Origin of the sequence: Arthrobacter sp. FW306-06-A (assembly GCF_021870055.1) — a bacterium.
In the GTDB taxonomy this organism is placed as follows: Bacteria; Actinomycetota; Actinomycetes; order Actinomycetales; family Micrococcaceae; genus Arthrobacter.
Genome location: NZ_CP084552.1, coordinates 2,535,264 through 2,555,813 on the forward strand (window position 1 = coordinate 2,535,264; position 20,550 = coordinate 2,555,813).

Below are 20,550 nucleotides of genomic sequence, written 5' to 3' on the forward strand. Positions count from 1 at the left end.
CCCGCCGTCGTACTGGCACCTTTAGTTGAAGGAGTAACTACAGCATGCAGCTGACGCAGCCCTCGACCTCAGTCCCTTCCAGCGCGAGCTGGCGGAGACGGATGTAGTAGATGGTCTTGATGCCCTTCTTCCAGGCATAGATCTGGGCCTTGTTGATGTCTCGCGTGGTGGCGGTGTCCTTGAAGAACAGCGTCAGGGACAGGCCCTGGTCCACGTGCTGGGTGGCAGCAGCGTAGGTGTCGATGACCTTCTCGTAGCCGATTTCATACGCGTCCTGGTAGTACTCCAGGTTGTCGTTCGTCAGGTACGGAGCCGGGTAGTACACGCGGCCCAGCTTGCCTTCCTTGCGGATCTCGATTTTGGACGCCACCGGGTGGATCGAGGAGGTGGAGTTGTTGATGTAGGAGATCGAGCCCGTGGGCGGGACAGCCTGCAGGTTCTGGTTGTAGATGCCGTGCTCCATGACTGAGGCCTTCAGCGCCAGCCAATCAGCCTGCGTGGGGATGTGCACATCCTTGAACAGCTCACGGACCTTCTCGGTCTGCGGCACCCACTCCTGCTCCGTGTACTTGTCGAAGTATTCACCCGACGCGTACTTGGACTTCTCGAACCCGCCGAACGTCTGGCCGGTCTCGATGGCCAGCAGGTTCGACGCCCGTACCGCGTGGTAGACCACGGAATAGAAGTAGATGTTGGTGAAGTCCAGGCCCTCTTCGGAACCGTAGTGGACCCGCTCGCGGGCCAGGTAGCCGTGCAGGTTCATCTGGCCCAGGCCGATGGCGTGGCTTTGATCGTTGCCCTTGGCGATGGAGGGCACCGAGGTGATGTTGGACATGTCCGACACCGCCGAGAGCGAGCGGATTGCCGTCTCGATGGTCAGCCCGAAGTCCGGAGAGTCCATGGTCTTCGCGATGTTCAGCGAACCCAGGTTGCAGGAGATGTCCTTGCCGGTGTCGGCGTAGGAGAGGTCATCGTTGTACGTGGTGGGCTGGGAAACCTGGAGGATCTCCGAGCACAGGTTGGACATGATGATCTTGCCGTCAATCGGGTTGGCCCGGTTGACGGTGTCCTCGAACATGATGTACGGGTAACCGGACTCGAACTGGATCTCGGCGAGGGTCTGGAAGAACTCGCGGGCCTTGATCTTGGTCTTCTTGATCCGGGAGTCGTCCACCATCTCGTAGTACTTCTCGGTGACGGAGACATCGGAGAACGGCATGCCGTAGACGCGTTCGACGTCGTAGGGCGAGAACAGGTACATGTCCTCGTCCTTCTTGGCCAGCTCAAACGTGATGTCCGGGATGACAACGCCCAGGGAGAGGGTCTTGATGCGGATCTTTTCGTCCGCGTTCTCACGCTTGGTGTCCAGGAACCGGTAGATGTCCGGGTGGTGGGCGTGCAGGTACACGGCACCGGCACCCTGGCGGGCGCCCAGCTGGTTGGCGTAGGAGAAGCTGTCTTCGAGGAGCTTCATCACGGGGATGACGCCGGAGGACTGGTTCTCGATCTGCTTGATCGGGGCACCGACTTCGCGGATGTTGGTCAGTGCGAAGGCCACGCCGCCGCCGCGCTTGGACAGCTGCAGGGCGGAGTTGATGGAGCGGCCGATCGATTCCATGTTGTCTTCGATGCGGAGCAGGAAGCATGAAACCAATTCGCCGCGCTGCTTCTTGCCGGCGTTCAGGAACGTGGGGGTGGCCGGCTGGAAGCGGCCTTCGATGATTTCGTCCACCATCTGCAGGGCCAGCTGCTCATTGCCGCGGGCAAGGTGCAGGGCAACCATGCAGACGCGGTCCTCGTAGCGCTCCAGGAAACGCTTGCCGTCGAACGTCTTCAGCGTGTAGGACGTGTAGAACTTGAACGCGCCCAGGAAGGTCTCGAAGCGGAACTTCTTCTTGTAGGCGCGGTTGAACAGCTCACGGATGAAGTTCATCGTGTACTGGTCCAGCGTTTCGCGCTCGTAGTACTGGTTCTTCACCAGGTAGTCGAGCTTCTCCTCCAGGTCATGAAAGAACACGGTGTTGTTGTTCACGTGCTGCAGGAAGTACTGGTGCGCAGCCTCACGGTCGGCGCCGAACTGGATTTCGCCATTGGGACCGTAGAGGTTCAGCATGGCGTTCAGCTCGTGATAGCCCAGCCCCTTGTAGGCGGCGGGCATCTCAGGCTCCTGGGCCCTGGTTACTTCTGTGTCTGCGACAGTCGTGTCCAAAACTTGTCCAATCCTTGGTTGACCCGGGTGACGTCTTCCGGCGTTCCCATAAGTTCGAATCGATAAAGGTGGGGTACCTGGCATTTGGCGGCGATGATGTCCGCGGCCATGCAGTAGTTGTCCCCAAAGTTTGTGTTGCCGGCGCCGATGACGCCGCGGAGCAGTTTCCTGTTCTGCGGGTTGTTTAGGAACCGGATGACCTGCTTGGGAACGGACCCCTCTCCCCCGGTGCCGCCATAGGTGGGCACCACCAGCACGAATGGCCGGGTGGCGAGGAGGGGTGCGTCCTTTGCGTAAAGCGGGATCCGGGCCACCTCACGGCCAAGCTTCGCAACGAAGCGGCTGGTGTTCTCGGATGTGGAGGAAAAGTAGATGAGCTGGCTCTCCGTGAGAGCCTGCCCGGGATCGTTCCGATCTGCGGCCGGCGGGGACACCTCCACACGCTGAGCCGTGTGGTCGCGCTGTGCTGTTGGTGCCATGGGAGTCACCTCAGCTGGTAGTTGGTCGCCGGCAGGAAAAAGCTGTGGCTCCTAGGCCACGGAAGAAACGGCGGAGAGTGCCAGTTCTTCGATCTTGTCCGGGCGGAAGCCGGACCAGTGGTCCTGGTCGGTGACCACAACGGGAGCCTGCATGTAGCCCAGTGCCTTCAGGCGCTCGAGTGCCTCGGCGTCCTGGGAGATGTCAACGCTCTGGTAGGTGATGCCCTTTTTGTCGAGCGCGCGGTAAGTGGCGTTGCACTGAACACAAGCAGGCTTCGTGTAAACCGTTACGGTCATTGTCCCTGTCCCCTTAGTTAAACTCTTGCTGGTTCGGTGTCCCCGTCCAGCTGTATGTAGATACTACATGTAGTGCAGACGCCTCTTTGGAACCCCAAGATGATGTATTACAAGTATGTCATTTAATGCACCGTTAATCCACAGGCAGGAGCCGGAAAAATGCCCGGGATCCCGGGTTTTTTGCGGGCTTGGTCCACACCCTGTGGACGGGCTTGCCCACTTTTGCACAGTCCGCGTGTCGTGATTCACCGGCGTGTCGCCCACCTGTCCCGCCACAGGAAAAGGGTCCCTCATCACTACATGTAGTGATGAGGGACCCTTCCGTCCGGCAGGCGACAGTGAGAGATTGCCTCCGCTTCCTACTTCGCGCCGGGATTGAGCCTGGCGATTGCCGTGGACAGTACGGTGGCGAATCCGCACCAAGCAGCGTACGGAGCGAGCGAAACGCCGGCAGTCCGGTTCAGCCGGTAGGTCCGCCGCACCAGGTCCGCGCTGCTGGCCGCGAGCACTGCCGCTTCGGCAGCGCCCAGCCACGGCCGGCGGGAGCGCCAGAAGAACCAGCTCCAGGATGCGTTGAGGACAAGGTTTGCGGCCAATGCGCCCTGGTAGGCACGCAGCTCCCAGCGGTGGTTCTTTCTGACCGGGTCGGGACTGTCGGCAGCACTGTCCAGTTCGGCAGCCCGGTCCAGCGCGACGGCGGACGTCACCGCCAGATCGGCGTACAAGGCAGTCCACACCACGGGAAACGCAATTGCCGGTGGCTGCCACTCCGGCTTCCGCAACTTCAGGTACCAGCTGGGGTCCGTGGCAACCCCGCCTGCGGCGGCAGTGGCGACCGTCGCCGCCGTCGTCCATGCCAGTGTCCTAAGTTTCATGCCTGTCCCTCCCCTTCCTTAACACCAAGGCAAAACTAAAGCTGCGCCTCCCGGCGGTCCAGCACAATCTGCTGCACGTCCAGGTAACCGGATTGGAACCCCGCGCGGGAGTAGCAGAGGTAGAAGAGCCACATCCGCTGGAACACCGCGTCGAAGCCCAACTCCCCCACTTCCCGGGACCGCGCAAGGAACCGTTCCTCCCACAACCGCAGCGTGGCGGCGTAGTGGTCGCCCATCCCCATGCGCTCCCGGACGCGCAGGGTGGTGTGCTGCTGCGTCACGCCCTCAATGGCCCGGACGGAGGGCAGGAACCCGCCGGGGAAGATGTACTTGTGCACCCATGTGTAGGCGTTGCGGGTGGCCAGCATCCGCCCGTGCGGCATGGTGATGGCCTGGACGGCCACCTTTCCGCCGGGGGCCAGGACGCGGTCGATCGTCTGGAAGTAGATGGGCCAGTATTCGTAGCCCACGGCCTCGATCATCTCCACGGACACGACGGCGTCGTACTCGCCTTCCACCGCGCGGTAGTCCTGCAGCGCCACCGTCACACGGTCCGCGAACCCCGCATCCGCAATGCGTTCCTGGGCCAGCGCCTGCTGCTCGCTGGACAGGGTGACGCTGTAAACGGTGGCGCCGCGGGCCGCGGCACGCAAAGCAAGCTCACCCCAGCCCGTGCCGATTTCCAGCAGCCGGGTCCCCTCTCCCACGCCGGCCCTGTCCAGCAGCCTGTCGATCTTGGCCTGCTGGGCCGCCGCCAGGAAATCCCAACTCACCGAGGACAGCGGGCCGGCTGCCTCGGGAAACAGCGCCGATGAGTAGCTCATGGTGGCGTCCAGGAAGTTGGAGAACAGCTCGTTGGACAGGTCATAGTGCCTGGAGATGTTGCTCCGGGTGTTCTGTTCGGCGTTCCGTTCCTGGCGGGGCGTCCGGGGCAGGTACAGCGAGCGCAGCTTCTGCAGCGGCATCGGGATCAGTGCGTCCACGGAGGCGGCGAAGACTTCAAGCACCGCAGCCAGGTCCGACGCTTCCCAGTCGCCGGCCATGAAGGACTCCCCCAGTCCGATCAGCCCGTTGTCGCCGATCCGCTTCTCGAACGCGTCCGGCCGCACCATGGTCATCACCGGGGCGTCGGGACCGCCGGTCCCCAGGGCCGTTCCGTCCGGGTATTCCACCCGCAGCGGCAGCCGCTTGACGGCTCCCTTGAACAGCAGGCCGGCGGCTTTCCCGGCCACCTCAGCCTTGGGGCCCGACGGCGGCGTGGCAACACCGGGCCAGCGGTCAGGATCGATGGTGGCGGGCGACGCCGGCACACCGGTTGCGCCCCAGGCTGCGGGGGTGTGCGCGGCGGTCTGGGCCGGGTCTTCGAGGTGGGCAGTGGTGCCGTTATCGTCGGTCATTGTCATTGAACTGCCTCCTGTGAGGGGTGGTGTGGTCTGGCAACGACGGGCAGGCGTCTTGCCCAGAGCTTAATGCCCTGTATGCGGATAAGGGCGGATACCAGCAGCGGCGCCGCGGGCACCGTCAAGGCGGCGGCGAGGATGTTCGGGATGGTGGCCGGTCTCCGCCGTCCCACCATGGTGGCGACGAAGGGCCGCTGCCCCTCCCGCTCCAGGATGATGGAGACCGCCAGCCGCTCGCCCGGCGCCGGAAGCTTCATGCGGTACTGCCCATCGACGTCGTTAAAGGGTGAAACGTAGAACGCCTTCGGCACCGACGCCCGCCCTGCCGGGTTGGTCCGCAGCAGGTAGCAGTGCCGTTCCCCGTAGGTGTTGTGGACCTCGGCCACCACGCACTGCAGCTCTCCGCCGGCGCGGTAGCACCAGAACAGGGTGAGCGGGTTGAAGACGTAACCGAACACCCTGGCGCTGGCCAGCATGTGGATGGGCCCGCCGTCGGGCTCTATGCCCTGGGTGCGCAGGTACCGCTCCACGTTCGACCGGATGCTGGCCTCCGGATTGCCCAGGTGGTCCCCGGCGCGGAACACTGCCAGCGGGCGGAGCAGGAACGGCAGCGCCGGAATCGCGTCCACGTCAACGAACCAGCTGTAGCTCCGGTACGTGAAGGCGTTTTTCAAGGGACTGCGCCGCACATGGGAAATGGACGTGCGGTAGATCGAGGCGCCCATGGTCATGCAGGTTCCGCGGCGAGTTCCCGCTCCCCTTCACCGGTGGCGTCGCCCGACTCGGGCAGCGGCAGCGGCCACGTGCGGCCCAGCTTTTCTGCCGCACGCACACCGGAGAGGGCGCCGTCCTCGTGGAAGCCCCAGCCAAGGTAGGCCCCGGCGTACGCGATCCTGCTGTTGCTTAGCGCCGCGATGGCCTGCTGGGCCTTCAGGGATTCAGGCGTGTACTGCGGGTGCTCATAGACCATCCGTTCCAGCACCGCGTCGTCGGCGATCAGCTCCGATTCACCCAGGCTCACCAGGTAGGGGCGGGCGTCCGCCGGCGTGAGCCGCTGCAGCCGGGTCAGGTCATAGCTCACCAAGACCTTGTCCGGCCTGGCGTCGCAAGCCGGCAGCCGATAGTTCCAGGACGCCCTCGCATTGTCCGACGCCGGCAGGACGGCGGGATCCCGGTGGAACACGGTGTGGTTCACCGAGTAGGGCATCCCGCCCAGCGCTTCCTTCTCCTCAGGCGTGGCGTCCGCCAGGAACCCAAGTGCCTGGGCAGGATGGGTGGCAATGACCACGGCGTCAAAGTCTTCCAGTCCGTTGTCAGTTGCGAGCTCAACGCCGTTGGGCAGACGCCGGATGGCCGTGACGGGCGTGTTCAGCCGAACGTCGCCCAGTGTTGCAGCGAGTTTTTCCACGTACCGGGCGGATCCGCCGGTGACCGTGCGCCATTGCGGTGAGCCCTTGATGCCCAGCATGCCGTGGTGGCCCAGGAAGGTGAACAGGTACCGCGCGGGATAGGCAAGGGCGGTGGTGGGATCGCAGGACCATACGGCGCTGACCACCGGGGTCATGAAGTGGGAGATGAAGTAAGGGTTGAACTTCTCCCGCTCCAGGAACGCGCCCAGCGTCAGTTCCGGGACTTCCACCTCATCGCTGACGGCCGACGGCGGCGCCGTCCTGAGCAGCTCTCTCGCCTTCCGGTAAAAGCGGGTGACCTCCAGCAGCATCAGCAGGTAGCGGCCACGCAGCAGGCTGGAAGGCTTGGCGATGATTCCCCGGGCACCGTCCCGCGCACCGGCGTACTCCAGCCCGCAGCCGTCGCAGCGGATGGACATGCTCATCTCCGAGTCCTGCGTTTCCACGCCGAGTTCGGCGAACAGCCGCAGCAGGGTGGGATAGGTCCGCTCGTTGTGCACTATGAATCCGGTGTCCACCCCGATGACGCTTCCGTCCGGCTGCGGCATGTCATGGGTGTGGGCGTGGCCGCCCAACCGTGAGTCCGCCTCGAACAGGGTGACGTCGTCCTGCCTGTTCAGGAGGTAGGCGGCGGTTAATCCCGCCACGCCGCTGCCAATGACGGCGATGCGCCGCCTGCCTGCACTTCCTGCTGGGTTAAGTGACAATTTATGCTCCTCTGCTGAACATTTGTCGCTGGGCCGGGTATACAGACGGCAATTCGGCGCAGGAGCGGCCGCGGATGGGTGCAGTACTGTTGGCTCGTGGTAAATCCCGTGCACCTGAAGACCCTCCTGGAGGTCACGCGGCTGGGCTCGTTCGCTGCGGCAGCCGCAACGCTTGGCTACACGGCCTCGGCCGTCTCGCAGCAGATGTCCGCGCTGGAGCGGGAAACGGGCGTAACCCTCTTCCAGCGCTCGGCGCGCGCCGTGGTCCCTACGGAAGCCGCCGTCGTCATGACCCGCCATGCCGCCAAGGTACTCACCGACATCGAGGCACTGATGGCTGCCGCGTCAAGGACCCAGGACACCGGAAGCCAGGAGCTGCGGCTGGGGATCTTCCCCAGCCTGGCCACCTATGTCCTGCCCCGGATCCTCAAGAATCCGGCCTGGAAGAAGCTCGGCATTGACCTGCGGGTTTCGGTGGCGGAGCCCGGCCAGACTATCCAGGGCCTGCGCACCGGCGGCGACCTGGACCTCGCGGTGGTGTTCCAGGTGGGCCAGACCGGCTTCGCCTGGCCCAACACCATCAACCGGCAGTGGATCGGTGACGACGACTTCCGCGTGGTGCTGCCGGCAGGCTGGGGCTTCCGGGCCGATGCCAAGGTGGCGGCGGACCATCTCTCGGAAATGCCGTGGATCATGCATCACCCCGGCACCAGTGACGCCATGGTGATCGAGCGGCTGTTCGCCGGCTGCAACCTGCATCCCCGCGTGGTGGCACACAGTGATGACTTCCACGCCAGCCTGGAAATGGCCGCCGCAGGACTGGGTGCAGCCCTGGTTCCGGAGTTGGCGCTGCGGAACAAGCCGGCAGGCGTGGTGGTGCTGGACGTGCCCGAGATCCGGCTGGCACGGAACGTGTTTGCGCTGCTGATCAACGACCGGAAGACCGCGCGTGTGCAGCTTTTCGTGGACCTGCTGGCTGAAACCCTTGCCGGGATGCGCACAGCGGTGAATTAGGGCCGAACGCTGGAATGGTCTGCCCTTCGGGTCTATGTTGAGAATATGAACAAGGTAGCGAGCCAGCACTTTGGGGAGATTGAGCTCAACCACGGCAGGGATCACCTCTTCGCGGCCAAGCACGAGCTGCGAGGCCACCCGCTGGAACTCGACCTGAACATCAACGCGCACGACCACTTCGATGAAGCCGCGCTGCGGAAAGTCGAGTACCGGCTGCGCTTCCTTCCCGAGCTGGTGGACGAAGTCCGGGCCATGATCGCCGAGGAACTTGAGCAAGAGGGCACCAGCCCCCAGGAGTACCTGCACTTCCACTGCAACGCCCTCAAGGACGAGCATCTGCACAAGGTGTTCGGCGTCCAGGACCGCAAACAGCTCACCAACGAGGTGTTCCTCAAGGCGCTGAAACTCGGCCACGTAGGGATCTACCCCGGCCAGCCCGAGCGCTACTTCGTCCTGGACTTCACCCTGGGCCAGCACTTCACGGATGAGGTCCTGGTGGCCTCCGCCGACCAGGACGGAGTGGTGGACGACGAGATCGTCTGGGAGTCCTGAAGGGCGTTTGACCCTGGCGCTGCTGAGCGGCCGGTTCCACGATGGATCTCATGCATGATGTGAAAGCCGGAACGTGGCGGCTGGCTGCGTCGCTGCTCCTGGCCGGTGTGCTGGCCTCGATACTCGCCGGCGTGTTCCATGCCGAGTCCCACGACGCCAACGACCACGCCGCTTCCTTCACCGCCTACGCCAACAGCGGCATCTGGACCGCCGTGCACCTGGGCCAGTTCGTGGGGATGGCGCTTGTATGCGCGGGCCTGGTGTCCCTGTGGGCAGCCCTTGGCGTCCAGCAGCACGCCGTGGCTTGGCTTGCCCGCTTTGGTGCCCTTGCCGCCGCGGCCGCCCTGGCACTTCACGCCGTACTCCAGGCGGTGGACGGGGTTGCCCTGAAGCAGGCGGTGGACGCCTGGGCCGCAGCTCCAGAGCCTGAAAAGGCGGCGCGTTTCGCCACGGCGGAGGGCATTCGCTGGCTGGAGTGGGGCACGCGCAGCTACCAAAGCTTCCTGCTGGGAACGGCACTGTTGCTGCTGGGCGTTGTTGTGACCGCCACACATCGCGTTCCCCGGATCATCGGACTGCTCATGGCGCTGTCCGGGCTGGCCTACCTGGCGCAGGGATGGATCATCGGCGAAACAGGGTTTTCCAACGCCAACTCAGTGCCTACGTTGGTCGGCATTGTGGCGATTGTCGCCGCAAGTGTTTGGCTGGCAGTCAGCGCTTGGAGGATTAAGGAGACGACGGCGGCCGGGCACCCCAGGTGACCAGCCGCCGTCGTGGGTCCGCTACTTGGCCGCTTGCAGCAGTTCCGCACGGACCGTCTGCGTGGCCTTGACCAGGTTCCGCAGCGACTCCTCCGTCTCGGCATAGCCGCGGGTCTTCAGCCCGCAGTCCGGGTTGACCCAGAGCTGGCGGGACGGGACGTGCTTGACCGCGGTCGACAGAAGCTCGGTGACCTCGGCCTCGCCCGGAACGCGGGGTGAGTGGATGTCGTAAACACCCGGACCAACCCCGCGGCCGAAGCCGTGGGACTCAAGGTCGTGGACAACCTCCATGCGGGAACGGGCGGCTTCGATGGAGGTGACGTCGGCGTCCAGGCCGTCGATCGCGTCGATGATGACGCCGAACTCCGAGTAGCAGAGGTGGGTGTGGATCTGCGTGGCGTCGGCAGCGCCCGCGGTCGCCAGGCGGAAGGATTCAACGGACCACTTCAGGTAGTCGGCCTGGTCTGCCTTGCGCAGCGGAAGCAGTTCACGCAGGGCGGGCTCGTCCACCTGGATGACCTTGATACCTGCGGCTTCGAGGTCGGCGATCTCGTCGCGCAGCGCCAGGCCAACCTGGTTGGCGGTTTCAGCCAGCGGCTGGTCGTCCCGGACAAAGGACCAGGCCAGGATGGTGACCGGACCGGTGAGCATGCCCTTCATCGGCTTGCCGGTCAGCGACTGTGCATATTCCGCCCACTTGACGGTGATGGGAGCGCTGCGGGTGACGTCGCCCCACAGGATCGAAGGGCGGGTGCAGCGTGAGCCGTAGGACTGGACCCAGCCATGGACGGTGACGTCGAAGCCTTCGAGGTTCTCGGCGAAGTACTGCACCATGTCGTTGCGCTCCGGCTCGCCGTGCACCAGGACGTCGTAACCCAGCTCTTCCTGCAGGTCCACTACGCGCTTGATTTCGTCCTTCATGAGCTGTTCGTACTGCTCATCGCTCAGCTCGCCCTTGCTGTTGCGGGCGCGGGCCGAACGGATTTCGGAGGTCTGGGGGAAGGAGCCGATGGTGGTGGTGGGCAGCGGCGGCAGGTGCAGCGCTTCTTCCTGGGCGGCCTCGCGGACTTCGTAGGCCGAGCGGGTGAAGTCTTTGGCGGTAAGCGCTTCGGTCCGGGCCCGGACATCAGCGCGGCGCACCCCTTCCGCGGTGGCGCGGGAACCGATCACGGCGGTGGCTTCTTTGATGGCAACCTTCGCCGCGGCCGGGTCCGCGAGGTAGGACGCCAGGGTCTTGACCTCCACGGCCTTCTGGTCGGAGAAGGCCAGCCAGCTGCGGAGCTGCTCTGACAGCTGGGTCTCCTCAGCGACGTCATGGGGGACGTGCTGGGTGGACGTGGAGGTGGAGACGGCAACCTTCCCGGCGGCGGCCTTCAGTTGGTCCAGCTTGGCGGCGGACGCGGCGAGATCGTTGCGCCAGATGTTGTGGCCGTCCACGACGCCGGCCACCAGGGTCTTGTTGCCCAGGCCAGCCAGCGCTGCGGCGGAGGGAACGGCGCCCTTGAAGACGTCGATGTGAAGGGCATCGATGTTCGTGGCAGCGAGGGTGCCCAGCTGGCCTTCGAGCGAGCCGTACGGGGTGGAAACCAGAATCTGCGGACGGTTGGCCGCGGCGGTCAGGACCTCATAAGCCCTCGCAACGGCTGCTTCGATGCCGGCGGCAGGGGTTTCCTGGTCAACCACCAGGGCCGGCTCGTCGAGCTGCACCCAGTTGGCGCCGGCGTCGGCGAGCTTTTCGAGCAGCTCGACGTAGACGGGCAGGATGTCCTCGAGGCGGGACAGTGGCGCGAAACCGGCCTGGGCGTCGTCGGAAGCCTTGGACAGGAGCAGGTAGGTCACGGGCCCAACGATGTAGGGGCGGGTTTCGATCCCGTTGGCCAGGGCGAACGCGAACTCGTCAACCTTCGCGGTGGAGGCCAGGGTGAACTCTGTCTCCGGGCCGATTTCCGGCACCAGGTAGTGGTAGTTGGTGTCGAACCACTTGGTCATTTCGAGCGGCTGCTGCTCCTTGTTGCCGCGGGCCAGTGTGAAGTAGCCGTCGATGTCCAGCTGCCCGTCGGCATTGAGCAGCTTGCCGAAGCGGGCAGGAACGGCACCCAGGTGCGCGGTGGTGTCGAGGACCTGGTCGTAGTAGGAGAAGGTGCCCGGCACGGCGGCGGCTTCGGTGAGCCCGAGTTCCTGGAGGCGGCGGGCGGCGGCCAGCTGGATGTCCTTGGCGGCGGCGTCCAGGGCAGCGGCGCCGATCTTGCCGGCCCAGTAGGCCTCCACGGCCTTCTTGAGTTCGCGGCGGCGGCCGATGCGGGGGTAGCCGAGAAGTGAAGCGGACGGGAACGGGGTGTTTTTGGGTGCAGTCAGCTCAGACATGGAAGATCCTAAGTTTTTTGGGCAGCCCTAACGTCGGGCTGGTCGGGTAAAGGTGTGTACGGAGCGCGAAACGCTCAGCTGGCAAGCTGGATGCGGGCGGCGGATTCCCGCCGGCCGTGCTGGCTGCCGGGTCGGCTTCGCCCGGGCAGGGCCAGCTTGTCCAGCACTTCCAGCGCGCTTTGATGCTCGTTGAAGGTGTAGATGTGGATGCCGGGAGCCCCGGCATCCAGGGCCGCGTTGGCCAGGTCCACCGTCGCGTCGACCCCGATGTGGAGCCGTTCGAGGTCGGTCTCGGCGGCGGCCAGCTTGGCCATCAGTTCCGGCGCGGGCTCCACGCCGGTGAGCTGTCCCAGGCGGTTGAGCCGGCGGAGGCTGGTGAGCGGCATGACGCCGGGAATGATAGGGATGGTCACGCCGGCGCGCCGGGCCCTGGTGAGCAGGTCGGCATAGTGCCTGGTCTCAAAGAACACCTGTGTGATGGCGAAGTCGGCGCCGGAACGCTGCTTGGCCAGCAGCACCTCGACGTCGTGCTCCTCGCTGGGCGATTCCGGATGGCGGGCGGGATACGCCGCCACGCCGACCGCGATCTTGCCGGCACAGAGCAGGGCCGAACGGCGCTGCTCCACGCGGCGGATGAGTTCAATGAGGTCCTGGGCGTACCGAAGGGATCCGGCGGCGGGTGCGCCGGCGTCCTTGGGAAGGTCTCCGCGCAGGGCAAGGATGCCCCGTACGCCGGTGTCCAGCAGTTCGCCCACGATAGTGGCTAGTTCCTGCGGGCTGTTGCCCACGCAGGTCAGGTGGGCCAGCGGCCGCAGCGTGGTCTCGAGCAGGAGCCGATTAATGAGTTCGACGGCGGTGTCCCGGTTGGAGCCGCTGGCGCCATAGGTCACGGAGACATAGTCCGGCTCAGTGGTTTCCAGTTCCCGGATGGTGGTCCAGAGGGTTTCCGCTGCTGCAGGGGAACGGGGCGGGAACAGCTCATAGGACAACGCCACCGGGGCGGTGTCGGAGAGGTTCGGGTGTGCGTCAATCAAACTTGGTGGTGACATTTGCGTCCTTGGCTTTGGGCCATCGCCTGCTTTCCGCCGAAAAAACGGCGCGAAACCGGCAATGAATTGAGTTTGGGGAACACGGAGGGACTCCACCAGGGACGCAGCCGCGACTGTTACGCCTTGCATGAAGTAGTCCGTGAGCAAATGTCAGGCCCACATGGGGGCACCCACACCCTCCAGATCGGAGGATCGCTGACACGTTACCGCGGTAACTTGTCTACGACTCTATGGGCTGTGACCGGCAGGGAACAAGTCGGCACCGAATTAAGACACTGTTTTACAGGCCGTTTTCCAAGGCAACAGAATTTTCTTCGCCAGTACGCGCCTTCACCAGGGGCGCTCCACAGCTGCCCCGCCGCTGCTGTCCAGATACTCTTCCCGCTCACGCCCGCTGTTGCGCTCCCGTTCCGCCTGCCGTGCGCTGTCCTGGAGCTGGTCCAGCTGGCCCTGCCGGGGGTCCGCCGACGTGTCCGGCGATGGCTCCTCCCCTGGTGCCGGCGTCCCGTCCGCGCCCTGTCCGGCAGCGCCGAGTTTGCTCTCCAGCCGCTCCCTTGCCGCGGCCAGCCGGCCGCCGGTTTCGGCACTCCCGGCGAGGCACCCTTCCGGCGCCTGCCCGGCCGTTGCCAGCGCTTCCTTGAACAACAGAACGGCCGACGCCGCGTCCCCGGCCAGCTGCCGCTGGTCACCCAGGCGTTCGATCGCCAGCACAAGGTTGACCCGAATGGTGCACGCGTCCCCCGAGCTGGCGGGAACCATGCCTAGAGCTTGTTCGAAGTGTGTCCTGGCAGTCGCATAGTCTTCCTCCGCCACGGCTGCGTCGCCGGCGGCGAACGTCGCCTTGTGCGGCTCCACGACGTTTGCGAAACCAAGGCCCCGGGCGGCGGCATCAACGGCGGCAGCGTTCCCGGCGGTAAAACCGGCGGCGGCGCGGTCAGCCAGGATGCCCAGGCTGAGCAGTTTGATGGCGGTGCACAGCACCAGGAGCACCGGCAGCGCCGACCACAGCAGCAGGCGGCGCCTGCGGGACCGTGGTGTCGACTGTGGGGTCACCGCTTTTCCTCCTTCAGGCCCGCACGCGGAAGTCCGCGAAGCTGCCGCGCGAGTGCCACGGCTTCCGGAAGGGCCAGCAGGAAGGCGCCGGCGGCGAGGATCCAGTACAGCTCCGTCCCGGCGGCCAGCTGCCCTTGCCCGTCAGCGCGTTCCGCCCTGCCGGGGTGCGCCTGCTGCATCATGTCCGCCACTGGGGCGCCGGCAACGCGGTGGGCATATGGCACCCCAAGCTGCCCGGCGATGGCCTGCAGCCGTCCCTCATCAATCATCGACAGTGCATCACCGTTGCTGCCGGGCCGGGTGTCCTGGACGTAGCCGCCGCTGCGGGTGCCGGCCTCCCCTCCCCCGCCTGTCCCGCCGTCGTCCGCCAAACCGGTGTTCTCCTTCATCCGGCCGCCGCCGGATGTGCCGTAACCCAGCACCGCTCCCCCGGCGACCAATCCGCCGTCGACTTTCATGGGATCCGGCTCCCTGCCGCTGGTCTGCTCACCGTCGCCCAGGTAGTACACCAGCCGGGGCCGGCCCGGGTGGCTGTCCCTGGCCGCTGCCAGCCGCTCGGACAGCACCTGCCGTGCTGCGGTGATGCTGCTGCCCTTGGCATAAGCGGTCACCTGCGGTTCCAGGACGTCCGTGATGGTCTGCAGGGCAAGGGTGTCGGTGCTGAGCGGCATGCGGACGTGCGCGGTGGTGTCGAACGTGATGACGGAGAACCGGGCGCCGGGCAACTGTTCAGCGATGGCCATGATGTCCTTCCGGACGCCCTCCAGGCGCGGTTTTCCGTTGTCGTAGTCCTCGGCCACCATGCTGGTGGTGGTGTCCACCACGAAGAAAACGTTCAGGTCCGCGCTGGCGGCCTGGACGGTGCCGCCCGGCAGGTGTGGCCGCAGGGCCGCTGCAAGAAGCAGCAGCACAATTGCTCCCCGGCGCAGCCACGCCTTGCTGCGGAGGCGGATGCCCTGCAGGCGCCAAAGGACAACGCAAAGGGCAAGAGCAGACAGCAGCGCAGCAACCAGCGGCAGGCCAGGTACATCTGCGAACACAGCCCGGGGTGCGCCGTGGATGGCCGATGTCTCGGTTTGCTCAATCCCGGTGACAATCCCGGCCACGGCGTCCGGGCGGTCAAGGGCGTAGTATGCGCCGCCCGTGGATTCTGCGGCGGCCCGCAGTTGGGCACCCGGCTGGTCCGGACCGGGGCCGTAGTCCAGGTCTGCCGGGTTCAGCGCATAGACGCGGACGGACCGATCCTTGGCCAACGCGGCCGCCTGGCCCAGCGCCATGATGGGCTTTCCTGACAGCAAGTTGTCGGTCGCCAGCACCACCGACCGCGAGCGCTGGGAGTTGGTACCCCCGCCGCTGGCCCCTTGGGGCTTGCCGGCCCCTGGGAAACTGTTGAGGCAGGACGCCAGCCCGTCGCCAATCAGGGAGGAGCCCCTGCCGCTCCACGTGCCGTCAAGGAATCCGGAGCTTCCGGGTTTGCCGTCGAAGGCGTCCTTGGCACCCTGGAGCTGCTCCTGCGCGTAGGCGTAATCGTCCGTCAACGGAAAGACCTGGATGGCGCTGCTGTCGAAAATGGTCAGGCCGACCCGTTCGCCGTCGAACTCGCGCGCCAGTTTGGCAAAGACTTCCACTACTGCAGCGTCGGCACTGCTCATGGAGCCCGATGCGTCCAGGCAGAGCATGATGTCGCGGTTGTGCTGCTCCGGCCGGACGGTATCCACCGAGACGGGACGGGCCGCCGCTACCGCGGTGGACACCAGCAACAGGGCCAGCGCAGTTGCGGCCAGGGCCAGCCACCGCCGGTACCGCCGGAGGGCTGCCTGGTATTCCGGCAGCGCGGTGAGCCTGTCCGCGTGGGCCACGGGCCGGCGTCGTACGTTGCCCCGCCTCTTGCTGCGCAACGCAACCCCTGCCGCCACGCCCGCCGCGGCGGCCGCAAGGGGCAGCAGCCACCAGAACATCAGCTCCACGCGCGCACCGCCGCCGAGGCTCTTGCCGCAGACGCAGCAACGGAAGGCAGCGGCCCGGGACCGAATTCAGCCGGGTAAAGGGCCTGGACCGCGTCGGCCGCGGCGGGAAGAGGGTGCCGGGCGAGGTCCTGGTGGGTCATCCTGGTGGCGTCCACGCCCGTGGCGTCCCGGACAAAACCGCGCAGCAGGAGGCTGATCTCCTGATGGGCGGGCCGCGCATCCAGGGCGCCCTCCGCCGCTGCCTGCTCCACATCGTGGATGCGCTGCAGGTAGGCCGCCTTGAGCGCAGGCAGGTCGGTCAGCGCGGACCGTCCCTGGGCACTGCCGGCCGGCTCGGAGCGCCTGGCTGCACGGGTGGTGGCCAGCACGAAGACGTACCACCCTGCCAGCAGGGCAAGCAGCGCTGCCCCGCACCATGCCCAGGCGGTGCTGTACTGCAGCGGGCCGAAGAACCCGGGATCAACCTGCACGGCGGTGCCTCTCGAGGAGCGTGAACAGTCCGGTGATGACATCCCCGCTGCCTGACACGTCCCCTTCAGTGATCCCGGCCGCGCGCAGCATGGCCTGCCGGTCCGCATCACGCTCCGAGGCCGCTTTCGTATAGGCGGCCTCCACTGCGGCGGACATCCCCGGCGGCCAGGGCAGGAGGGAATCGTCGGCAGCGCTGAAGGCCGCGGGGGCGTTGGGATCCGTGCGCTTGGAGGATGGCGCGAGGTCCGCGTCCCGCACGGTCAGCCACAGGACTTCGTGCTGGGCGCGGAGCCGGCGCAGGAGCTGGGCCGTGGCAGCGTCCGCAGCCAGTTCGTCGGCGACGACGAAGAGCAGGTGGCGGCCCTTGACGTTGCGTGCCACGTAGCCCAGCTGGTCCTGGATCCTGCTGGGCGCCCCATCGAGGCCCGTAAGGGAATCCACGTGCCTGAGGAGCCGTTCCAGGTGGGCTTCGCCGCTCTTTGCCGGCAGGGACCGGGTTGCGGTGGAGTCGCCGCACACCAGGCCCACCACGTCACCGTGCCGGTGGGCCAGGTAACCCATGACTCCCAGTGCGAGCACGGCGATGTCCTTTTTCACTTCCCCGGACCGGGACTCCGCTGCCATGTTTCGTCCCGTGTCGGTGACCAGGAGGACGGTCTGCCGGCGGACGGCCACATAGCGCCGGATCAGGGGTGAACCGTGCCGGGCCGTGGCCTTCCAGTCGATGTCGCGTACCTCGTCACCCGGCACGTAGGCGCGCAGGTCGTCAAAGTCCAGGCTGCGGCCCCTGAATACGGAACCGTACTCGCCGTCGAGCATTCCACGCGCTTTGCGGTGCGCGAAGATGGCCATCTTCGACTTCACCCGCTGGAGGAGGCTGGCCATCCGGGGTCACGGAGTCTGGACGGCGGCAACGACGGCGTCGATCACCGATTCGACCGGGACCTGCTCGGCCACGGCGTCAAAGTTCAGGATCAACCGGTGCCGCAGTACCCGGTGGGCCAGCGACCTGACGTCCTCGGGGATGACATGGTCGCGGCCGTTCAGCAGCGCCACCGCCCGCGCCGCCTGGCTGAAGGCGATGCTGGCGCGCGGGCTGGCGCCGAATTCAATGAAGCCGGCCAGCCGGGCGTCGATGTATTGGGAGGCGTTCCGCGTCACGTAGACGAGGCCCACGATGTAGTTGATGACCGACGGGTCGAGGTAGACCCGTCCCACCAAAGCCTGGATTTCGGTGACGGCGTCCAGGGAGGCTGCAGCTGCGGGCTTTTGTTCGCGGGTGTAGACGCCGGCATCGATCCTGCGGATGATCTCCGCTTCTTCCGCGGGAGTGGGATAGTCCAGCACATCCTTGAGCATGAACCGGTCCATCTGCGCCTCGGGCAGCTGGTAGGTTCCCTCCTGCTCGATGGGATTCTGGGTTGCCAGGACCAGGAACGGCGAGGGCAGGGGGTGGTCCTGTCCTCCGATGGACGTCTGGCGTTCCTGCATGGCTTCCAGCATGGCGCTTTGGGTCTTGGCGCTGGAGCGGTTGATCTCATCCAGCAGCACGATATTGGCATGCACCGGGCCGAGTTGGGTGTGGAAGCTGCCCTTGGCGGCGTCGTAGATCTGGGTTCCCACGATGTCGCTGGGCAGCAGGTCAGGGGTGCACTGGATCCTGCGGAATTCGGCGCTCACAGCTTCGGCGAGGGTTTGTGCCGCCGTGGTTTTGGCCAGTCCCGGGACGCTTTCCAGGAGGATATGGCCGCCGGTCAGCAGTCCCACCAGCAGCGACTCCCGCAGCAGGGACTGCCCCACCACTTTTGCATCGAAATTGCGGGAAATATTGGCCACCACCTGCTGCGCCCTGGCCAGCTCCGCCGGCTGGATTCTTGCAGGCACGCTGGTCGAAAGCACTGTATTCCCCCTGATGACGGCGTTGGTCGCGCTGGCCGGGCCGGCCATGTCCCGTCCGCCATCCTATCCAAGCCGGGCACCGGGAGTCCGGCAATGGGCACCCCTCCCCATTGGTGGCAGGCAGGTCTATCCTTTTGCCATGATTGAGCTTCCAGCCAGCTACAAGGAATACCTCGCCGGTAAAAGCGAGCACTTCGTCGACACGGTCCGGCCGGTCCTGATGCAGTCTGCGGCGGAAAAGCTGCACGGAGTCCGGGTGGTGAACAATCCCACCGGCCACCAGGCGCACCTCGACGATACCCTGCCCTTCGGCGTGGTGCTCGAGGACATTGACTAGCCCCTGACAGCACCTGCAAGGGCCAGTGCGTTGCCGGACCCGCGCGCCACGATGACGTACAGGGCCAGGACCGGAACGGAATAGAGAATCGAGAAGGCGGCCAGCTGGCCGTAGGCCACTGCGCCGTGCTGGCCGAAGAAGCTGAAGATCGACACAGCCGCGGGCTGGCTGGCCTCGGACAGCAGCAGCACGAACGGGACAAAGAAATTTCCCCAGGCTTGGATGAACACAAAGATGAACACCACGCCCAGGCCCGGTCCCATCAGCGGAAGCACGATGGACCGCAGCCCGGACAGCCTTGATGCGCCGTCAACCCACGCCGCTTCCTCAAGTGCCAGCGGCACGGCGTCCATGAAGTTCCTGGTCATCCAGATGGCCATGGGAAGGCCGGTGGCAGCCAGGAACAGCACCGTTGCGAAAATGGAGTCCAGCAGCCGAAGCTGGACGAACAATCCGTAGACCGGCACCATGATGGCGGTGACGGGAAGGCAGGTGCCGAACAGGATGGCCGACATGAACGGAGTGTTGAACCGGGACCGGTAGCGGGAGAGTGGATACGCGGCCAGCACGGCTGCCACCAGCGTAACGATGCCGGTTCCGGCCGACAGCAGCAAACTGTTCCACAGTGGCCGGAACAGCAGCTCCGGAGTGAAGACGGCCGCGAAGTTGTCGAACCCGGGCTGCTGCGGAAGTTTGGTGCCGTGTCCGGCGGCCGGGTCCAGGGAACCGAGGACCAGCCACAGCAGCGGCAGCAGGAAACACGCACCGATCAGCAGCAGGACCACGTCGGCCCACACGCTCCGGGTACGTCCATGCCGGCCTGTCACGGTTTCTGCTCTCTGAGCAGGCGCAGGTAGGCCAGCCCGAACACGGCCCCGATCAGGATGAGGACCACGGCGACGGCCGTACCGTAGCCGATGTCGCCAAACTTGAAGGCCTCCTGGTAGGCGAGGACAGGCAAGGTGGTGCTGCCGTTGGCAGGGCCACCGGCCGTCATGACCCAGATCAGGGTGAAGACCGCCAGCGTCTGCAGCGTGACCAGCATCAGGTTGGTGGCGATGCTGCCCCGGATCACCGGCAGGGTGATGAACACCAGCCGCTGCCAGGCACCGGCACCGTCCATCTGTGCAGCCTCGGTCAGCTCGGCCGGGACGCCGTTCAGCGCGGCCCGGTACACCAGCATCGAAAAGGCCGTCCCGCGCCAGGTGTTCGCCAGGATCACGGCCACCATCGGAACGCTGTAAAGCCAGTCGGTTTCCGCCAGCCCAAACGCGCCAAGCAACTGGTTGAGCGTCCCGTCCCGGCTGAAGAAGGCGTAGGCGGCGAAGGCAGCCACGATCTCCGGCAGGACCCAGGCGGCCACGACGGCGGTGCCAACAGTTGCCGACACCATAGGGCGTGCGCGCCGCATGAGGACGGCCAGGGCCAGTCCCAGCACGTTCTGGCCCAGGATGGCCGAGCCTGCAACGAACAGGACGGTCAGCGCCAGCGAAAGCGGAAAGGCGGGGTCCTGCAGCAGCCGCTGGTAGTTCTCCAGCCCCACCCACTCGGGGTTCCTGGCGTGCTTGCCGGTGAGTCCGGCGTTGGTGAGCGAGGCGTGGAAGGCCCACAGCACGGGGCCGGCCAGGAACACGGCCAGCAGCACGACGGCGGGCAGGACCGGCAGGTAGCGGAGCACCTGCCGGCCGCGGTGGTTGGCGGCCACCG

20 protein-coding genes are annotated in these 20,550 nt (G+C 65.9%); 4 read left to right on the top strand and 16 right to left on the bottom strand.

Annotated features, from left to right (window positions below):
* Window positions 1-37: 37 nt before the first annotated feature.
* The 7 genes from nrdE to LFT49_RS11720 all read right to left on the bottom strand — a co-directional run bounded on the left by nrdE (window position 38) and on the right by LFT49_RS11720 (window position 7,376).
* The gene (nrdE, locus tag LFT49_RS11690) at window positions 38-2,158 is read right to left on the bottom strand and encodes a class 1b ribonucleoside-diphosphate reductase subunit alpha (RefSeq protein ID WP_236798563.1); all 2,121 of its coding nucleotides are present in this window, start codon (window positions 2,156-2,158) and stop codon (window positions 38-40) included.
* A gap of 20 nt (window positions 2,159-2,178) precedes the next feature.
* Window positions 2,179-2,688: a class Ib ribonucleoside-diphosphate reductase assembly flavoprotein NrdI gene (nrdI, locus tag LFT49_RS11695; RefSeq protein ID WP_373462200.1), complete on the bottom strand. Its 510-nt coding sequence runs from the start codon at window positions 2,686-2,688 to the stop codon at window positions 2,179-2,181.
* A 51-nt stretch (window positions 2,689-2,739) separates the two neighbouring features.
* Window positions 2,740-2,985, bottom strand: a complete 246-nt coding sequence (nrdH, locus tag LFT49_RS11700) for a glutaredoxin-like protein NrdH (RefSeq protein WP_013601222.1) — start codon at window positions 2,983-2,985, stop codon at window positions 2,740-2,742.
* Between the two features lie 359 nt (window positions 2,986-3,344).
* Window positions 3,345-3,860 (bottom strand): TspO/MBR family protein, encoded by a 516-nt coding sequence (locus tag LFT49_RS11705; protein WP_237428291.1) that lies wholly within the window; start codon window positions 3,858-3,860, stop codon window positions 3,345-3,347.
* A gap of 35 nt (window positions 3,861-3,895) precedes the next feature.
* Window positions 3,896-5,263 carry a class I SAM-dependent methyltransferase gene (locus LFT49_RS11710; protein WP_237428292.1) on the bottom strand — a complete coding sequence of 456 codons (1,368 nt, stop codon included), beginning with the start codon at window positions 5,261-5,263 and terminating at the stop codon, window positions 3,896-3,898.
* Window positions 5,260-5,991 carry a DUF1365 domain-containing protein gene (locus LFT49_RS11715; protein WP_237428293.1) on the bottom strand — a complete coding sequence of 244 codons (732 nt, stop codon included), beginning with the start codon at window positions 5,989-5,991 and terminating at the stop codon, window positions 5,260-5,262. The genes LFT49_RS11710 and LFT49_RS11715 overlap by 4 nt, the downstream gene beginning before the upstream one ends.
* Window positions 5,988-7,376, bottom strand: coding sequence for an NAD(P)/FAD-dependent oxidoreductase (locus tag LFT49_RS11720; protein ID WP_237428294.1), 1,389 nt, complete (start codon window positions 7,374-7,376; stop codon window positions 5,988-5,990). The genes LFT49_RS11715 and LFT49_RS11720 overlap by 4 nt, the downstream gene beginning before the upstream one ends.
* 96 nt (window positions 7,377-7,472) lie before the next feature.
* Here LFT49_RS11720 and LFT49_RS11725 point away from each other — a divergent pair, with 96 nt between their 5' ends.
* The 3 genes from LFT49_RS11725 to LFT49_RS11735 are packed head-to-tail and all read left to right on the top strand — an operon-like array spanning window position 7,473 to window position 9,703.
* Window positions 7,473-8,390, top strand: a complete 918-nt coding sequence (locus tag LFT49_RS11725; RefSeq protein ID WP_236798568.1) for a LysR family transcriptional regulator — start codon at window positions 7,473-7,475, stop codon at window positions 8,388-8,390.
* Between the two features lie 45 nt (window positions 8,391-8,435).
* A complete protein-coding gene (locus LFT49_RS11730) occupies window positions 8,436-8,942 on the top strand; it encodes a DUF2004 domain-containing protein (protein ID WP_236798569.1) in 507 nt (168 codons plus the stop codon).
* A gap of 50 nt (window positions 8,943-8,992) precedes the next feature.
* Window positions 8,993-9,703: a DUF4386 family protein gene (locus LFT49_RS11735; RefSeq protein ID WP_237428295.1), complete on the top strand. Its 711-nt coding sequence runs from the start codon at window positions 8,993-8,995 to the stop codon at window positions 9,701-9,703.
* Window positions 9,704-9,724: 21 nt separating this feature from the next.
* On the opposite strand, the gene metE is transcribed toward LFT49_RS11735, so the two are convergent.
* The 7 genes from metE to LFT49_RS11770 all read right to left on the bottom strand — a co-directional run bounded on the left by metE (window position 9,725) and on the right by LFT49_RS11770 (window position 18,506).
* Entirely contained in the window at window positions 9,725-12,067 is a 2,343-nt protein-coding gene (gene metE / locus LFT49_RS11740) for a 5-methyltetrahydropteroyltriglutamate--homocysteine S-methyltransferase (RefSeq protein WP_237428296.1), read from the bottom strand.
* Between the two features lie 74 nt (window positions 12,068-12,141).
* On the bottom strand, window positions 12,142-13,116 hold the full coding sequence (locus LFT49_RS11745; protein WP_237428297.1) for a methylenetetrahydrofolate reductase: 975 nt from the start codon (window positions 13,114-13,116) through the stop codon (window positions 12,142-12,144).
* Between the two features lie 330 nt (window positions 13,117-13,446).
* A complete protein-coding gene (locus LFT49_RS11750) occupies window positions 13,447-14,169 on the bottom strand; it encodes a hypothetical protein (protein ID WP_237428298.1) in 723 nt (240 codons plus the stop codon).
* Window positions 14,166-16,127 (bottom strand): VWA domain-containing protein, encoded by a 1,962-nt coding sequence (locus LFT49_RS11755; RefSeq protein WP_236822032.1) that lies wholly within the window; start codon window positions 16,125-16,127, stop codon window positions 14,166-14,168. Before LFT49_RS11755 ends, LFT49_RS11750 begins: the two co-directional genes overlap by 4 nt.
* Window positions 16,127-16,606, bottom strand: a complete 480-nt coding sequence (locus LFT49_RS11760; RefSeq protein ID WP_237428299.1) for a hypothetical protein — start codon at window positions 16,604-16,606, stop codon at window positions 16,127-16,129. The genes LFT49_RS11755 and LFT49_RS11760 overlap by 1 nt, the downstream gene beginning before the upstream one ends.
* Entirely contained in the window at window positions 16,596-17,492 is an 897-nt protein-coding gene (locus LFT49_RS11765; protein ID WP_237428300.1) for a DUF58 domain-containing protein, read from the bottom strand. The genes LFT49_RS11760 and LFT49_RS11765 overlap by 11 nt, the downstream gene beginning before the upstream one ends.
* Window positions 17,493-17,498: 6 nt before the next feature.
* Window positions 17,499-18,506 carry an AAA family ATPase gene (locus tag LFT49_RS11770; protein ID WP_237428301.1) on the bottom strand — a complete coding sequence of 336 codons (1,008 nt, stop codon included), beginning with the start codon at window positions 18,504-18,506 and terminating at the stop codon, window positions 17,499-17,501.
* 139 nt (window positions 18,507-18,645) lie between these two features.
* On the opposite strand from LFT49_RS11770, the gene LFT49_RS11775 reads away from it, so the two are divergent.
* Window positions 18,646-18,843, top strand: a complete 198-nt coding sequence (locus tag LFT49_RS11775) for a hypothetical protein (protein ID WP_236798577.1) — start codon at window positions 18,646-18,648, stop codon at window positions 18,841-18,843.
* Here LFT49_RS11775 and LFT49_RS11780 read toward each other — a convergent pair.
* Both LFT49_RS11780 and LFT49_RS11785 read right to left on the bottom strand, forming a co-directional pair.
* Window positions 18,840-19,670, bottom strand: coding sequence for a carbohydrate ABC transporter permease (locus tag LFT49_RS11780; RefSeq protein ID WP_237428302.1), 831 nt, complete (start codon window positions 19,668-19,670; stop codon window positions 18,840-18,842). The genes LFT49_RS11775 and LFT49_RS11780 overlap by 4 nt on opposite strands.
* Window positions 19,667-20,548: a carbohydrate ABC transporter permease gene (locus LFT49_RS11785; RefSeq protein WP_237428303.1), complete on the bottom strand. Its 882-nt coding sequence runs from the start codon at window positions 20,546-20,548 to the stop codon at window positions 19,667-19,669. The genes LFT49_RS11780 and LFT49_RS11785 overlap by 4 nt, the downstream gene beginning before the upstream one ends.
* Window positions 20,549-20,550 lie beyond the last annotated feature (2 nt).

Bases quoted from the DNA above. Each gene is read 5' to 3' on its own strand.
- LFT49_RS11735 (WP_237428295.1), top strand. From the start codon at position 8,993: ATGCATGATGTGAAAGCCGGAACGTGGCGGCTGGCTGCGTCGCTGCTC.
- LFT49_RS11705 (WP_237428291.1), bottom strand. From the start codon at position 3,860: ATGAAACTTAGGACACTGGCATGGACGACGGCGGCGACGGTCGCCACT.
- metE (WP_237428296.1), bottom strand. From the start codon at position 12,067: ATGTCTGAGCTGACTGCACCCAAAAACACCCCGTTCCCGTCCGCTTCA.
- LFT49_RS11730 (WP_236798569.1), top strand. From the start codon at position 8,436: ATGAACAAGGTAGCGAGCCAGCACTTTGGGGAGATTGAGCTCAACCAC.
- LFT49_RS11765 (WP_237428300.1), bottom strand. From the start codon at position 17,492: ATGGCCAGCCTCCTCCAGCGGGTGAAGTCGAAGATGGCCATCTTCGCG.
- nrdH (WP_013601222.1), bottom strand. From the start codon at position 2,985: ATGACCGTAACGGTTTACACGAAGCCTGCTTGTGTTCAGTGCAACGCC.
- LFT49_RS11745 (WP_237428297.1), bottom strand. From the start codon at position 13,116: ATGTCACCACCAAGTTTGATTGACGCACACCCGAACCTCTCCGACACC.
- LFT49_RS11710 (WP_237428292.1), bottom strand. From the start codon at position 5,263: ATGACAATGACCGACGATAACGGCACCACTGCCCACCTCGAAGACCCG.
- LFT49_RS11715 (WP_237428293.1), bottom strand. From the start codon at position 5,991: ATGACCATGGGCGCCTCGATCTACCGCACGTCCATTTCCCATGTGCGG.
- LFT49_RS11755 (WP_236822032.1), bottom strand. From the start codon at position 16,127: ATGTTCTGGTGGCTGCTGCCCCTTGCGGCCGCCGCGGCGGGCGTGGCG.
- LFT49_RS11775 (WP_236798577.1), top strand. From the start codon at position 18,646: ATGATTGAGCTTCCAGCCAGCTACAAGGAATACCTCGCCGGTAAAAGC.
- nrdI (WP_373462200.1), bottom strand. From the start codon at position 2,688: ATGGCACCAACAGCACAGCGCGACCACACGGCTCAGCGTGTGGAGGTG.
- nrdE (WP_236798563.1), bottom strand. From the start codon at position 2,158: ATGCCCGCCGCCTACAAGGGGCTGGGCTATCACGAGCTGAACGCCATG.